The following is a 14,675-nucleotide window of genomic DNA, read 5'->3' on the forward strand; positions in this document are numbered from 1 at the left end:
AAGCCTATACAGTTAGAGCAACCCGGCTATCGTCCCATTGCGTCACCAATGGATTAGACCCGTGGCTTTGCGTCTCCGTCTTTCGATCGGATTTGCCTTTGTTCTTCGCGGCTTCTGGAGCTGGATGAACGAATTATTAGTCTTTTGGCACTGTTCATATTACATACATATTCCAAATTGCGCAATCCTCTTGTCGAAATTTGTTAATTATTTCACATTTTTGTCGTATGAAAAGCACGGATATATCGAGAGAGCTTGCATAACTCAATACTGGCACCGGTTGACACCGCCCGCAAAACGGAATACGATGGAATAAAGTGGTCTGACCAATACTCATACAAAATAAGGAGCTCGGCAAACTGATGAAACCGATTGAGAAAGCGGAGCGATATACGCTAAGCAAGCTGGTTGTGCAAAATTTGAAGCAATATATGATTCAGAACAACATGTCTCCGGGCGAGAAGCTTCCCGCCGAACGGGAACTGTCGCAAATTATGAATGTGAGCCGGGCGATTCTGCGTGAAGCGCTCCGGTCGCTGGAAAGCTCGGGCATATTGGAAATCCGGCACGGCGAAGGGGCGTTTATATCCGCCAACAGCTTGAGCCCGCTGCTTGAGCAGATGTCGTTCGCGGCGGGTTTATCGGGCTCGGACGGCCGGGAGCTGCTCGAAATCCGCTACATGCTCGAAGCTGCGGCGATTGACGAGGTGATGAGGCAAGGCGGCGCATTTCCGTTCGAGGAGCTGGAGCGCTGGGGCGCGGCGGCGGCGCAGTCCGAACAAGCGCAAGCTTCGGAAGCGGATGTGCAGCTGCATCTTGCTGTCGTCCGGTCGATGCGCAACGATTCGCTGACGCCGCTGGCCGAGCTGTTCATACGCCAGGCGGCGGAGCGCGTCTCGGTGCGGGCCGATACAATCGCCGAACAGCACGACCGCTACGTTCGGACTCTCCGCAGCGCGGATGCCGAATCGGCTAAGCTCGTCCTTCGCGAGCATTTGGGAATTTAGCGTTTTAGGCTTGTTTTGCAGTAGTCGACTGTGTCAATAGGCTTTCGCTCACATACATTGGAATTGTGCATTCATGTAAAAGCGAAAGGAAGTTTGACAAACATGTGGGTCTATATTCCAGCGCAGTATGTGCAAGTACCGGACGATGAGCGTTCATTCGGATTGCCTCCTTCCGGGGGCCAAGGCGGGTCTCCATTTGGCGGCGGCATGGGCGTACCCAGCGGCATGGGCGTTCCGGGTGGCATGGGCGTGCCCGGCGGTATGGGCGTTCCGGGCGGTATGGGCGTGCCCGGCGGCATGGGCGTGCCCGGCGGCATGGGTGTACCGGGTGGCATGGGCGTTCCGGGTGGCATGGGCGTGCCCGGTGGCATGGGCGTGCCCGGTGGCATGGGCGTTCCGGGTGGCATGGGCGTGCCCGGTGGCATGGGCGTGCCCGGTGGCATGGGCGTTCCGGGTGGCATGGGCGTTCCGGGTGGCATGGGCGTTCCGGGTGGCATGGGCGTGCCCGGCGGCATGGGCGTTCCGGGTGGCATGGGCGTTCCAGGTGGCATGGGCGTGCCCGGCGGCATGGGCGTTCCGGGTGGCATGGGCGTGCCCGGCGGCATGGGCGTTCCGGGTGGCATGGGCGTGCCCGGCGGCATGGGCGTTCCGGGTGGCATGGGCGTGCCCGGCGGCGTGGGCGTTCCGGGTGGCATGGGCGTGCCCGGCGGCATGGGCGTTCCGGGTGGCATGGGCGTGCCCGGCGGCATGGGCGTTCCGGGTGGCATGAGCGTGCCCGGCGGCATGGGCGTTCCGGGTGGCATGGGCGTGCCCGGCGGCATGGGCGGGTCCTGCGGCACTGGCGGGTCCAGCGGCACTGGCGGGTCCAGTGGCACTGGCGGGTCCGGCGGCACTGGCGTGCCAGGAGGACAGAGCGACATCGACGCCGATCCGGCTCCTACTTCTCCCCCACCCTCGCAAATACCGCCGCAGCCGTCAGCGGGTACTTACGCTCTCGACCCCGGGGCTATCTACAAATGCAGAAACAAGTTCACGTATATTTGGCAAACGAACGGCGATTCATACTGGATGTACCTTACATTTGTCGGCCCTAAATCGATTAGCGGCTGGCGCTGGAACGGACGGTTCTGGATGAGGTATTCCGTCGATCTGGAGTACGTAGCCGCTTCCTCCTGCTAATAGATCAGCGTTTGCATCAACAGTTTCGGCTGCATACGTTCGAAAGCACCTTTTCATCATGAACCGAACGCCTCCATTCCACGATATGTGGATTGGAGGTTTTTTCGATATGTCAGAATCTTAAGTCCTTTACAGAACTAAAGCGTTTAACGGTACCTTTACGAGCGGTGAATCAAAGCACCGAGCCATGACTCGACTTATTCGAACAGGCCCCTCTCCATTAATCGCTTTTTTGGATAGTTAACTGGAAAACCGAGACTGTCGATTAACTGGTGAGTTAAGGAGTGGAAAGTGAAAAGGATACCTTCTGGCGAGTTTTGGATTTAAGAGCTTTCGACAGAAAGCTAGCTTCGTAAGCTTCGCTATTCCAACCGCTGAATCCTTATCAATCAAGGACTTTAAAACAAGCTGTCTGAGTAAAAGAAGGTATCTTTTCACTTGGAACGGCGTGCTTTCGCTTCGCTTTCAGTTAATCGACAGTCTCAAACCTGCAGTATATTTTATCGAATATGCTAGTTGGACTCGAATATGGTGAAATTAACTGGGTGTTTGCCCGTTATTGCTCGCTATTTGCTCTATTCTTGTTACTTTTACTATAGGTTTTCCATTTAGTTGGTATAGGCCGGTCAAGTATATAGGTTTGACAAGGGTATAGGGATTGGAGCGGAAAGCATCCCGGAAAAAACGGATAAACTAAAATGCCCCATAGACGGAACGTACGTTCTGTCATATAATGGATAAACATCTGGTCATTTCAGGAATTCATCCTATATTTGGGAAGCGAGGAATCGGTATGATCCGAGAAACGGAAGTGCCGCTGTATCACGACGGACGGACAGACGCGACTCCTGAACAAGCCGCCTACGACCCGGCGCGGTTAGCCAAGCTCGACGAGCATATGTCGGTCTTGATCAACCAAAATAAGCTGCAATGCGGCAGCTATTTGCTGGCGCGAGACGGGCGCATCTTCGCGCACCGGGCGATGGGCAAGCTGACTTACCGGGAAGGCGGCCCGGACTTGATGCCGGACAGCATCCGCAAGACGTATTCGGTCACGAAGTTTTTCACCGCCGTCGCCGTCATGCAGCTGATCGAGGAAGGCAAGCTGTATTTGGAACAAGCGGTGTCCACCGTGCTGAAGCCGTTCGATACGCCGCTGCACCGATCGATTACCGTGTTTCACCTGCTTACGCATACGTCGGGCGTATATCCGGACCCCGGCTGCATGATGGAGCCGTATCCGACCGCCTGGTTCGGCGGTCTGAAGGGGTACGACGATTGGGTTACGAATGCGATCTCGGGCCCGCTCTCCTTCAAGCCGGGCGAACAATACGCCTACTCGAGCTGCGGCTACGCCATTCTGGGCGAGATTATCGCCAAAGTGTCGGGCATCCCGTACGAGCAATACATACTCCAGCGCATCGTAGAGCCGCTCGGCATGACGCGGACGTTTTTCAAGGTGCCGGTTCATTTGCGCGATGAAGTATGCGTTACGAGCGACTGGCAGGTCGAGGAGTTGGATTGGGAAGAACGCGCGGACGGCCCTCCCCCAGCCGGAGGCGGCTTGTATTCGACGCTCGAGGATATGTGGAAGCTCGGACAAATGATGCTGGACGGCGGAACGTTTGGCGGCACCCGCATCCTGAGCCGGAAATCGGTCGAAGCGATGACCAAGAATAAGCTTTCCGGCGTCAAAACCCAAGTATGGGGAAGCAATGTTTCCGACTACCAGTTCGGGCTCGGCTTATTTCTGACCACGCCTACGATCGAGACGCCGGGAACGTACGGGCACGAGGGCTTCGGCCGGTGCGGTATCAAGGTCGACCCGGAGGAGCGGTTCGTAGCCGTATTTATCGTACCGACCGGGATTCAATGGGCCCCCGAATCGGTCATCGGAACGAAAGCCGTCATCTGGTCGGGCTTGCTGTAATCACGAATCGACTACGAAAAGAGGGATCGCTAATGGCAATCGAACAGCAGCATGCAAGCCCTATCCGTCTGGGGCATACGGACGCAAGCCCGTCCGAGGTCGGCTTCGACGCCGGACGGCTTGAGGTGCTGGACCGGCATTTCCAACAGTTGATCGGGGACGGAAAGCTCCAAGCCGCCTCGTATTTGCTCGCCCGCCACGGCAAAATATTCGCCCATAAATCGATGGGCCGAAGAGTCGGGTTCAAGGATGGCGGCGATCTGCAGCCGGACTCGCTGCGCCGAATCGCCTCCACGACGAAAGCGTTTACAGCCGTCGCCGTCATGAAGCTCGTCGAAGACGGCAAGCTGTATCTCGAGCAGCCCGTATCCGCGATTTTGCCGGAATTCGACACCCCCTTGCATAAAACGATCACCGTGTTTCACCTCCTTACGCACACGTCGGGCATTTGCCCGGACCCGGGCTACTACTTGGAGCCGTATCCGCGGGGCTGGTGGAACGCGAGCGAGCAAGACAATTGGATCAAGGGCGTCTTGTCCGGTCCCCCGAGAAGCAAGCCCGGGGAGTTTTACAACTATTCCAGCTCGGGCTACGGCATTCTCGGCGAATTGATCGGCCGCGTAACCGGCATGCATTACAACGACTATGTCGAGCAGTCGATTATCGAGCCGCTCGGGATGGACCGGACATTTTTCGATGTGCCGGAACAGTTCCACGACGAAGTATGCCTCGTCGTTCCGTTCGACGCGGAACGTTTGACGTCGAGCACGAAGCAGCCGGGCAAAATGCCGCGTGCCGGCGGCGGACTGCATTCGACGCTGACGGACTTGTGGAAGTTCGGACAAATGATGCTGGACAAAGGAGCGTTTCGCGGCAGCCGCGTCGTCAGCCGAAAAACGGTGGAGGCGATGACCCGCAACCATCTGTTCAAGGTACCGGCATACGCCTGGGGCGTGCAAATCCCGTCCAAAAACTACGGGCTGGGGCTCAATTTGTTTCTGGAGAGAGGCGAGCTGAAGACGCCGGCGACGTTCTCCCACGAAGGGGCGGGCCGCTGCGCGCTGCATATCGATCCCGTCGAGCAGCTGGTCGCCGTCTATTTCGTGCCGACCGCGCACGACGGATTTTTGCCCGAATCGATTATCCATCCGAGCAATATCATTTGGTCGGGCTTGCGTTGACATGCTGCGGGTATTGAAATCCGTCGCTTTCGTCACCTATAAGGAGTGGGCGGCTTATCGTTCGCATATGGCCGTCTCCCTCTTCGTAGGGCCCGTTCTATTTCTCGTACAGCTGCTCATCTGGCAGGCGGTGTTCTCTTCGAGGGATACGGTCGGCGGATTGAATCTTACGCAAATGCTGACCTATTACGGCATCATAACGGTCATCCATTATGCCATCTTCGATTTCGCCGACTGGAATTTGCAGATGCTGATCCGCACCGGCAAATTTCTCACCTTCCTGCTCAGGCCGGTATCGCACCGCTGGTTCGCCTTGTCGCAGAAGGCCGGCCACCGTCTTCTCGGCTTTTGGCTCGAGCTCGTCCCTGTCGCCCTTATTCTGTACTTCGGCTTTCATATCGACCTGATACCCGAGTATCCCGTATGGGCCGTCATATCCGTAGGCTTAAGCTTTCTGATGATGTTTCTCGTCAATTACTGCATCGGCCTCACCGCCTTCTGGCTGACGAACGCGCACGGGATACGCGGGATGTTCCATCTGCTGCGCGACATATCGGCGGGCGTCTTTATCCCGCTCACCTTTTTGCCGGAAACGATGCAAAAAATCTTGTTCGTGCTGCCGTTCCAATTTATCGTGTACGTTCCGACCCGGGTATTCATCGGCTCTTACGAGTTAGGGGGCATAACGATGTCGATCCCGCAAATCGTAGCCGTTCAGGCGGCTGCCGTCATCGTCATGTGGCTCGTCTCCGAATGCTTGTGGCGGCTCGGAATCCGGCATTTTACGGGGGTGGGAGCATGACGAACGGGCTTGTCGCCTATGCGGAAATCGTCAAAACGTCAATCGCGAGCCGAATGGCCTACCGCGGCGATTTCTGGATCAGCTCCCTGATGACGATCGCCGGGGAACTGGTCGTGCCGCTCCTTACGTTTCTCATCTATCGCTCGGGTGCTTCTTTCCCCGGGTGGAGCCTGAATGAGGTGCTGCTCATTCAAGCGGTGTTCCTGCTGTCCAAAGGCATCGCCTTTCCGTTCTTCTTCGGGATCGTCTGGAATACGCTCGACAGGGTCCGGGAAGGAACGTTCGATTTGCTGCTTATCAAGCCGCGCTCCGCGCTGTACATGGCGCTGGTCACCGGCTTTCAGCCTGACGGCTTAGGGCGTCTGCTAGGCGGCGTGCTGCTGGTCGGGGTGGCGGCTTGGAACGTTCCTGCCGCAGGAATCGTCGACTGGCTGTTGTTTGCGGTGCTGATGCTGCTGTCGGTCATGGTGCTGTTCTCGTTCGCGCTATTCATGTCCGGTCTGCTGTTCCGATGGGTCGGCAGCAGCCGCGTATACGACATATTCGATTCGGTCACATCGTTCGGGCTGTATCCCCGGACCGTCTTCTCGAAATCGTTCGTCGGTCTCGTGCTCCATGCCGTTCCGGTCATGATGATCGGCTTTATCCCGGCGTCCGCGCTGCTCGGCAAGCTGCCGCAAGACGTATGGATCGCCGCTGCCGTCAGCTTCGCCTTTTTCCTGCTCAGTCTGGCGTTCTGGCACCGGATGCTGGGCAACTATACGAGTGCGGGTGGTTAAGTCAAACATGAACATGCTGATCGAAGTACGCGAGCTGTGCAAAACGTATACGACGCATCAACGCGGCCATACGTTCAAGGAAGCTCTGAAAAGCTTGGTTTTCCGCAAAACGATCGAGGTGCCCGCCGTGAAAGGCATCTCGTTCCAGGTCCGGCAAGGCGAAATCGTCGGATTTCTCGGCCCGAACGGAGCGGGCAAATCGACGACGCTCAAAATATTGACCGGCGTGCTTCATCCGACCGCAGGCGATGTCCGAGTGATGGGATACGTCCCATGGAAGCAGCGCAAAAGCTATGTCGCCCGCATCGGCGCCGTATTCGGCCAAAAATCCCAGCTGCTGTGGGATATTCCGCCGCTCGACGCCTTTTATATGAACAGAGCAATCTACTCGATTCCGCAGTCCGAGTTCGAAGAAACGCTCGAAGAGCTGACGGAATTGCTCGACGTCCGGGACGTGATGCGCAAGCCGACGCGGCAGCTGTCGCTCGGGGAACGGATGAAATGCGAATTTATGATGGCGATGCTGCACCGTCCGCAAATCGTCTTTCTGGACGAGCCGACGATCGGCCTCGATGTGATCGCCAAGGACAAAATCCGCGAGTTCATTCTGAAGATGAACCGCAAAGGCGTCACCTTCATCCTGACGACCCACGATCTCGACGATGTCGAGCATTTGGCCGAGCGCGTCATCGTAGTCAATCACGGCGAAGTCGTCTTCGACGATACGATACAAGCGATGCGAGGCCATGTCGGCGGCGGGAAAATGATCCGTCTGCTGACCGCGGAGCCGTTCCCCGAGCTGCAAATACCCGGCGTTACCGTGGTGCGGATGCTGTCCGAGCATGAGGCTGAAATCGAGCTGAACACGGGCATTCTCAATATCAGCGAATTTATCGCGACGATGAACGGCATGTGCACGCTGCTCGATATGTCCGTTCAGGAGCTGACGATCGACCGGGTCATCAAACAATTGTATTTGACGCATTCGCCATGAAACCCTATACTATTATTAAATATTAACAATAATTATTGAGTGTTTCTTCAGCATAGGAAGGAAGTCCCCATGTCCCGCATATTGAAAGTTTCCGTAGACGAATTTCTGGAGATCGCCAAGGCGCTGTCCAACGAGTCGCGTTTGCAAATTTTCAAACAAATCCAGAAAGCCGACATGAACGTGAACGAAATCGCGGAAATGTTCGGGCTTCCGTCCTCGACGGCGACCGTCAGCATCAAGAAGCTGGAGGAAGCGAACCTGATCCGGACCGAGCTGCTCCCGGGCACCCGGGGCTTCCAGAAAGTATGCTCGGCCCGGTTCGACCAGCTTGTCGTGGAGTTGAAGAACGATGGAGGTTCGGCGAACGAGTCCGTCCGTTACGTCTCGATGCCGATCGGCCTCTATTCGGACTGCGATGTGCGGCCGACATGCGGGCTGGCCGGCGAAGAGAGCATAATCGGCTATTTGGACGATCCGCGCAGCTTCTACGAGCCCGACAAGGCGAAGGCGCAGCTGCTCTGGTTCAAGCAAGGCTACGTGCAGTACCAGATCCCGAACAAAGTCCCTTACGACGCGCGGCTGACCTCTTTGGAAATCTCGATGGAAATATGCTCGGAAGCTCCTATGTATAACTTGAACTGGCCGTCGGACATAACGGTATGGATCAACGATGTGGAGGTCGGCACCTACTTAAGCCCCGGAGACTTCGGCGGAGAACCCGGCCTGCTGACCCCCTCGTGGTGGGACATCCACAGAAGCCAGTACGGGCTGCTGAAGAAGTGGAAAATCGACGGAACCGGCGCTTATATCGACGGCCGGCAAGTGTCCGGCGTTACGGTAGACAACCTCGGCGTCCACGACGCTCCGGCCTTCCAGCTGCGAATCGGCGTCAAGCCGGACGCCGCCAACGTAGGCGGAGTCAATCTGTTCGGTGCCAAGTTCGGCAACTATGAGCAGGATTTGCTCGTCCGGTTCGATTTCAAGCCGCTCGGCAGTCCGGCAAAATAATTCGGCTTGTTCGAGTCGCATCCTTGTACATTCAATGCGCGGACATGATTGTCCGCCATCTTTACACCCATTCACTCAATTATTATTGTTTTATTTCAATAATAAATGAACCTAAAGGAGAGATAGCATGAGCAGCTTGAACTTGCCAAGAGCCGAGTATCCCCGCCCGCAGTTCGAACGAAACGACTGGATCAACCTGAACGGGCAATGGGAGTTCGAATTCGACGACCGCGACGAAGGAGAGCGGCAGCGCTGGTATGCGGACGGTCCGTCTTTTACGAAATCGATCACCGTCCCTTACTGCTTCCAAAGCAAGCTTAGCGGCATCGGGGATACGTCCGTTCACGACATCGTATGGTACCGCCGAAATTGGGACGTGCCGCCGGCATTTGTCGGCAAACGTGTCATTCTGCACTTCGGAGCGGTTGATTACGCAGCCAAAGTATGGGTGAATGGCCAACAGGTCGCTGTGCACGAAGGCGGGCATACGCCTTTCGAGGCCGACATTACGCTTGCGCTGACCGATAAGGATAATCGGATAGTCGTGCGTGCGCAGGACTACGCGAAAGATTTGGCTCTGCCTCGCGGCAAGCAGTACTGGAAGGATAAGTCCGAAGGTATTTTCTATACGCGGACGACCGGAATATGGCAAACCGTCTGGCTCGAAGCGGTAGGCGATACTTGCCTGAAATCGGTCCGGCTCACTCCGGACATCGACCGGAACAGCATACATATGCAATTTCATTTATCGCAGCCATACGCGAACGGCGCTCGCGGAGCGGGGACTCTGGCCGTCAGGACGATCGTATCGTTCTCCGGAGAGATCGTCGCGGAGGACGTATTCAGCATGCGGGGAGAAACGGAATCGCGCAGCATATGCCTGACCGACAGCTACGGTTCCGGGGTCGGAGGAGCGAGCCGCCGCTGGTGGACACCGGAATCGCCTAGATTGTACGATGTCGAGTTCACGCTCGAGAGGGACGGCCGGCCGATCGACCATGTGCGCAGCTATTTCGGCATGCGTAAAATATCGATAGACAACGGGAGGCTGTATTTGAACAACTCCCCATACTACATGAAGCTCGTGCTCGATCAAGGCTACTTTCCGGAAAGCCTGCTCACCCCGCCTACGGACGAAGCGATCCGCTACGATGTCGAGGCGACGAAAGCGATGGGCTTCAACGGCGCGAGAAAGCATCAGAAAATCGAAGACCCGCGGTATTTGTATTGGTGCGACAAGCTCGGCCTGCTCGTATGGGGTGAAATGGCCAACGCGTATACATACACGGAAGCTTACGCGCGGCGGATGACGAAGGAATGGCTGGAAGCGATCGAGCGCGACTACAACCACCCTTGCCTCGTCGTCTGGGTGCCTTTGAACGAAAGCTGGGGCGTGCCGAACATTTCCAACGACAAGCAGCAGCAAATGCATGCGCAGGCGCTGTATTACACGACGAAGTCGCTTGATTCTACGAGGCCTGTCGTTTCCAACGACGGTTGGGAGCATGCGGTTTCCGACCTGTGCACGATTCATGACTACGAGTGGAGAAAGCATGTGCTAACGGAGCGGTACGCCTCCGCCGAAAGCGCTGTGCAGTCCGAACCTGCCAGACGCCGCATATTCGCGCCAGGCTTCCGCTACGAGGGTCAGCCTATTCTCGTAAGCGAATTCGGCGGGATCGCCTTCAAGAAGACGTCGGGGGAAGGCTGGGGGTACTCCGGCGCGAAGGACGAGGCCGATTTCATCAACCGTCTCGCCGACGTAGTCCACCCGCTGCTGAACAGCCCCGTCGTACGAGGCTTCTGCTATACGCAGCTGACCGACGTGGAGCAGGAGATGAACGGACTGATGACGTACGACCGCAAGCCGAAGCTTCCTTTCGAGATCATCCGGCAAATTAACAACGGCAAGGTACCTGAGCCGCCATCGCCTGCGCAATAAGCTTGATCTTAAATCGACCTTCGCGATTCGTCGCGAAGGTCGGTCTTCAACGTTATTGCTTTCCCGTCACCTTAACCAGCTTCCCGGGCGCAAGCGGATGGCCGGATTCGCTTCTCGAATCGGTACCCGTCACCCGGACGTACACCCGGTTCTCATAATATCCGGTCGTGGCGGCCACTTGGAGCAGCTTCTGCGGCCAGTCTCCCCCCCACGTATAGCCGTTTCTCCGCTCTTCCTCGATATCCAGCACATTGCGCTTGATGACACCGTCGCGCCCGGAGAAGATCGGCAAATTCGTTCCGATCTCGTAAAATCGGTACCATGTCGAGGCGTTCGGGTCGGAGACGAAATTGGAGCCGATCGGCGTCTTCATATCGTACTTCATCCCTTTGATGCGCGCCTGCTCCAGCCAGGCGAGCGCCCCTTGTACCGCGTCGGCCGCTGCCTTCGGCGGATTCGGTATCGCCATCAAGTATTGGACGACCGCCACCGATTCGGAGCTCGCGATCGACGGATGCTCATAAGGCCGTCCCCCGCGGGGCTCGTAGGTGATCGGATCGTGCTGCGCTCCCCACGCCGTCGGTTGTCCGCCGACTTTGATCTGCGACTTCAAAATATAATCAAGACCCCGGTCGAGCGCCTGCCCCACCCGGCTGCGCTGCGTATCGTCAACCACGTCCGTATCGAACGGATAGCTTCTGTCGGCGATGAGACGAAGTACCTCCATGGTGCGCGTCATCGCGTTATCGTTATAAGTCACGTAGTCGGAATAGTTTCCTCTCGCGGGATACACTTGCGGCCATCCGCCGCTCGGAACTTGCATCTTCAGCAAATAGTCGACCGCTTTCCGGACGGATTGCTTGTATCGTTCGTCCTTCGTCTCGTCATACAGGATCGCCATGAAAATCATTTCATTGGTTGTAGCGCCGTTATCGATCGTACCGATCTCTTCCCCTGCCCGGGTAAACAGCTCGGTGCGCATTTCTTTGCCGTCCCACGGCCGGGCGTAGGCGGCCCCCATATTTTTGAACCAGCCGCCATGCTCCATCTGCCAGGTGAGCAAGCTGTCCGCTTGCGCGACATCCTTCGCCCGAATGCCCAAGTAATATTTAGCCGTCATCAGCTTGACGTTTTTCGGATCGCGGCTTTTCGCCGCCGCCCATGTCCCATCCGGTTGGAGCGTTTCTTTCAATTCATAGGAAGCGACGGTATGGTTCCGCTCATTCGTTCTCGTTTCCGTACGCGTTACGTTGAGAAAACGGTTCAGCTTCGGATCGAGCTCGCTCCACGTTCCCGTCGGGACCGCGAATTTCAGATCGTCCGGGACGAACGATGCCAGCTTCTCGCTGAATGTCACTTCCACCCGGTTCGGCCCGACAACTTCGGCTTTCACGATAGCGGGAATGCAGTTGTCTTTGCACCCGGCGTCTTCTGCCGATTGCTGTGTCCCCCACTGCGAAACTATGAGGACGGCCGCCGACAGCAGCGCGATTGCGGCCAATAGGCCGATCACAATCGTTTTGTTGCGTGTATGCTTAGGTATTGTTTTCACCCCGCTTACTTATGCACCGGTTCCGGGCTAGTATTCTTTATATAATCGAGAAGCGGCAGCTTCGCCTCCCGGATTCCTTGAACGACCAGCCCGGCCATCTCCGAAGCGCCGTTTTCGTTAAAATGCGTATTGTCCTTCGACCCTTCCGGGTAATTGGCGTTTTCTCCGGGTTCAAGCCATAGAAACAATTTCTTCGACGGTTCGTCGCCAAGCTGCTCCAACAGCTTCTTGCTGCTCGTGTGCAAATCGATAACCGGAACCTGCAGCTCCTTGCCAAGCTGGATCATGGCGGCGGGATACGCACCATGCGTCATGGCGAGCGTACCGTTCGGATTGAAATTTCTCCGATTCATCGGAGTGATCAGAACCGGAAACGCCCCCTTCTCCCGGGCTGCTTCGACATACTGCTTCAAGTATGATTTGTATGTCGTATAAGGATCGGTATGGCGCTCCTGGTCGGTTTTCTCGTCGTTATGCCCGAATTGGATGAACAAATAATCGCCTTTTCGGATCTCTTCCTTTATTTTTTGCAGCCGCCCTTCATCGATGAAGCTTTTGGAGCTTCTGCCCGATTCCGCGGCGTTTACGACCGTCACCCGATCCGTAAAATGAGTTCCGATAAACTGCCCCCATCCGGCCAACGGCGCCCTTTTGTCGAGATAGCTTGCAACCGTGGAGTCTCCTGCCAAATAAAGGGTTAACGGCGGCATAGTCGGTTTGTCCCCCCCTTTCGTTCCGCACGCCCCGGACAGCAAGGATAGCGCGAGAATGAGCATGGCGGTAAAGCCTTTGTTTCGCATCGTGCCCTCTCCCCCTTCATGAATAGTTCCAGACGATTTTGATCGATGCTGCGAGTCAATGTGGTCTGCCTCCCATTTCCCCGGAAGATCCGGAATTGTGAACGTTTGATCATGATTGATAGTAATCGATTTCTAAATAATTAAAAGAATACGTTTTCTTTAATACAAAACTCATGTAATACAGCGTCTACTTGTAATTGTATTATACGTATTCATATTCTGTAAATAACTAAAAAACGACTTCACCATTACGTGCAGTATCAATGTTGCGCCATTTCATCGAACGTCCATCGCCAGCCGCTCCGTGCCGATTATAACTTACTAAATTTGAGAAACCATAAAAAAATGAGTAAACTATAAATATCAAAGGAGGCGAATCCCATTGGCCGATCTGGCACAGAACATGGAAATAGGAATCAGTACATTTTTGGAAGCAACACCGGATCCGGTGACAGGTGCGGTCATCAGCCATGCCGAGCGGCTGCGCAATGCGGTTGAGGAGATCGTGCTGGCCGATCAGGTCGGTCTGGATGTGTATGGAATCGGGGAGCATCATCGGGCCGATTATGCCGGCACTTCGCCCGCTGTCGTACTGGCGGCCGCCGCAGCCATGACCAAGCGGATCAGGCTCACGAGCGCCGTTACCGTGCTATCCTCGGACGATCCGGTACGCGTGTATCAAGCGTTCTCCACCTTGGACGGCATCTCTAACGGTCGAGCCGAAATTATGGCCGGCCGGGGTTCGTTTATCGAATCGTTTCCCCTGTTCGGCTATAGCCTGGAAGATTATGACGAGCTGTTCGAAGAAAAGCTGGAGCTGCTGCTCGCGATCCGTGCCTCGGAAAAAGTAACTTGGCGCGGCGGTCATCGTCCGGCGATCGACAACCTCGGCGTTTATCCCCGGTCCGTTCAAAGCCCGCTGCCGGTCTGGATCGCAAGCGGCGGGAATCCGGAGTCGGCCGTTCGGGCAGGCATGCTCGGCCTTCCGATCGCGTTCGCCATTATAGGCGGAATGCCGGAGAGGTTCGCTCCGCTGGTCGACCTGTACAAGAAGGCTGCCGCACGGGCCGGACACAATCCCGAGACGCTGCCGATTGCGACGCATTCGCACGGATTTGTCGGAGAAACGACCGAGAAAGCCGCCGATTTCTTTTTCCCTTCGACGCAAGCCCAAATGAACGTAATCGGACGCGAACGGGGATGGCCTCCTTATACCCGTGAAGCTTATGACGCAGCACGCAGCCTTCGCGGCGCCCTTTATGTCGGCGACCCTGAATTTGTCGCGGAGAAGATCGTTTTGCTGCGCAAAAACTTGGGAGTGACCCGGTTCTTCCTGCATGTCAATGTCGGCACGATGCCGCATCGTGAAGTGATGCGCGCTATCGAGCTGCTCGGCACCAGAGTCGCGCCGATCGTGCGCAAGGAGCTTGCCCGGCACGGCGAGAAGGCATAATCCGATTCGTGGCCGTTAAAGCAACCCCACAAAGTGGTACTTTGCGGG

12 protein-coding genes and 1 riboswitch are annotated in these 14,675 nt (G+C 56.3%); of the genes, 10 read left to right on the plus strand and 2 right to left on the minus strand.

Annotated features, from left to right (window positions below; genetic code table 11):
• Positions 1–13: 13 nt before the first annotated feature.
• A riboswitch (cyclic di-GMP riboswitch) is annotated at positions 14–107 on the minus strand.
• A 255-nt stretch (positions 108–362) separates the two neighbouring features.
• The 9 genes from FE783_RS22175 to FE783_RS22220 all read left to right on the plus strand — a co-directional run bounded on the left by FE783_RS22175 (position 363) and on the right by FE783_RS22220 (position 10,822).
• Complete coding sequence (locus FE783_RS22175; protein ID WP_138881587.1) at positions 363–1,007, plus strand: FadR/GntR family transcriptional regulator; 645 nt, start codon at positions 363–365, stop codon at positions 1,005–1,007.
• A 603-nt stretch (positions 1,008–1,610) separates the two neighbouring features.
• Positions 1,611–2,186 carry a hypothetical protein gene (locus FE783_RS38015; protein WP_238403200.1) on the plus strand — a complete coding sequence of 192 codons (576 nt, stop codon included), beginning with the start codon at positions 1,611–1,613 and terminating at the stop codon, positions 2,184–2,186.
• A gap of 793 nt (positions 2,187–2,979) precedes the next feature.
• Complete coding sequence (locus tag FE783_RS22190; RefSeq protein WP_138881590.1) at positions 2,980–4,116, plus strand: serine hydrolase domain-containing protein; 1,137 nt, start codon at positions 2,980–2,982, stop codon at positions 4,114–4,116.
• 32 nt (positions 4,117–4,148) lie between these two features.
• Complete coding sequence (locus tag FE783_RS22195; protein ID WP_138881591.1) at positions 4,149–5,297, plus strand: serine hydrolase domain-containing protein; 1,149 nt, start codon at positions 4,149–4,151, stop codon at positions 5,295–5,297.
• A gap of 1 nt (position 5,298) precedes the next feature.
• The gene (locus FE783_RS22200; protein ID WP_138881592.1) at positions 5,299–6,099 is read left to right on the plus strand and encodes an ABC transporter permease; all 801 of its coding nucleotides are present in this window, start codon (positions 5,299–5,301) and stop codon (positions 6,097–6,099) included.
• Positions 6,096–6,878: an ABC transporter permease gene (locus FE783_RS22205; RefSeq protein ID WP_138881593.1), complete on the plus strand. Its 783-nt coding sequence runs from the start codon at positions 6,096–6,098 to the stop codon at positions 6,876–6,878. The genes FE783_RS22200 and FE783_RS22205 overlap by 4 nt, the downstream gene beginning before the upstream one ends.
• Before the next feature lie 7 nt (positions 6,879–6,885).
• Positions 6,886–7,872, plus strand: a complete 987-nt coding sequence (locus tag FE783_RS22210; RefSeq protein ID WP_238403201.1) for an ABC transporter ATP-binding protein — start codon at positions 6,886–6,888, stop codon at positions 7,870–7,872.
• 69 nt (positions 7,873–7,941) lie between these two features.
• Positions 7,942–8,880 (plus strand): ArsR/SmtB family transcription factor, encoded by a 939-nt coding sequence (locus tag FE783_RS22215; RefSeq protein ID WP_138881594.1) that lies wholly within the window; start codon positions 7,942–7,944, stop codon positions 8,878–8,880.
• A 127-nt stretch (positions 8,881–9,007) separates the two neighbouring features.
• Complete coding sequence (locus FE783_RS22220; protein ID WP_138881595.1) at positions 9,008–10,822, plus strand: glycoside hydrolase family 2 protein; 1,815 nt, start codon at positions 9,008–9,010, stop codon at positions 10,820–10,822.
• 52 nt (positions 10,823–10,874) lie between these two features.
• On the opposite strand, the gene pelA is transcribed toward FE783_RS22220, so the two are convergent.
• Positions 10,875–12,374 carry a pectate lyase gene (gene pelA / locus FE783_RS22225; RefSeq protein WP_138881596.1) on the minus strand — a complete coding sequence of 500 codons (1,500 nt, stop codon included), beginning with the start codon at positions 12,372–12,374 and terminating at the stop codon, positions 10,875–10,877.
• Positions 12,375–12,379: 5 nt separating this feature from the next.
• Complete coding sequence (locus FE783_RS22230; protein WP_338015888.1) at positions 12,380–13,174, minus strand: rhamnogalacturonan acetylesterase; 795 nt, start codon at positions 13,172–13,174, stop codon at positions 12,380–12,382.
• 403 nt (positions 13,175–13,577) lie between these two features.
• On the opposite strand from FE783_RS22230, the gene FE783_RS22235 reads away from it, so the two are divergent.
• On the plus strand, positions 13,578–14,627 hold the full coding sequence (locus FE783_RS22235) for an LLM class flavin-dependent oxidoreductase (protein ID WP_138881706.1): 1,050 nt from the start codon (positions 13,578–13,580) through the stop codon (positions 14,625–14,627).
• The last annotated feature ends 48 nt before the right edge of the window (positions 14,628–14,675 follow it).

This window comes from Paenibacillus mesophilus, assembly GCF_005938385.1.
Classification (GTDB): Bacteria; Bacillota; Bacilli; order Paenibacillales; family NBRC-103111; genus Paenibacillus_AB; species Paenibacillus_AB mesophilus.

Coding starts and splice junctions, on each gene's coding strand:
- FE783_RS22175 (WP_138881587.1), top strand. CDS start 363: ATGAAACCGATTGAGAAAGCGGAGCGATATACGCTAAGCAAGCTGGTT.
- FE783_RS38015 (WP_238403200.1), top strand. CDS start 1,611: ATGGGCGTTCCGGGTGGCATGGGCGTGCCCGGCGGCATGGGCGTTCCG.
- FE783_RS22190 (WP_138881590.1), top strand. CDS start 2,980: ATGATCCGAGAAACGGAAGTGCCGCTGTATCACGACGGACGGACAGAC.
- FE783_RS22195 (WP_138881591.1), top strand. CDS start 4,149: ATGGCAATCGAACAGCAGCATGCAAGCCCTATCCGTCTGGGGCATACG.
- FE783_RS22200 (WP_138881592.1), top strand. CDS start 5,299: ATGCTGCGGGTATTGAAATCCGTCGCTTTCGTCACCTATAAGGAGTGG.
- FE783_RS22205 (WP_138881593.1), top strand. CDS start 6,096: ATGACGAACGGGCTTGTCGCCTATGCGGAAATCGTCAAAACGTCAATC.
- FE783_RS22210 (WP_238403201.1), top strand. CDS start 6,886: ATGAACATGCTGATCGAAGTACGCGAGCTGTGCAAAACGTATACGACG.
- FE783_RS22215 (WP_138881594.1), top strand. CDS start 7,942: ATGTCCCGCATATTGAAAGTTTCCGTAGACGAATTTCTGGAGATCGCC.
- FE783_RS22220 (WP_138881595.1), top strand. CDS start 9,008: ATGAGCAGCTTGAACTTGCCAAGAGCCGAGTATCCCCGCCCGCAGTTC.
- FE783_RS22230 (WP_338015888.1), bottom strand. CDS start 13,174: ATGCGAAACAAAGGCTTTACCGCCATGCTCATTCTCGCGCTATCCTTG.
- FE783_RS22235 (WP_138881706.1), top strand. CDS start 13,578: ATGGAAATAGGAATCAGTACATTTTTGGAAGCAACACCGGATCCGGTG.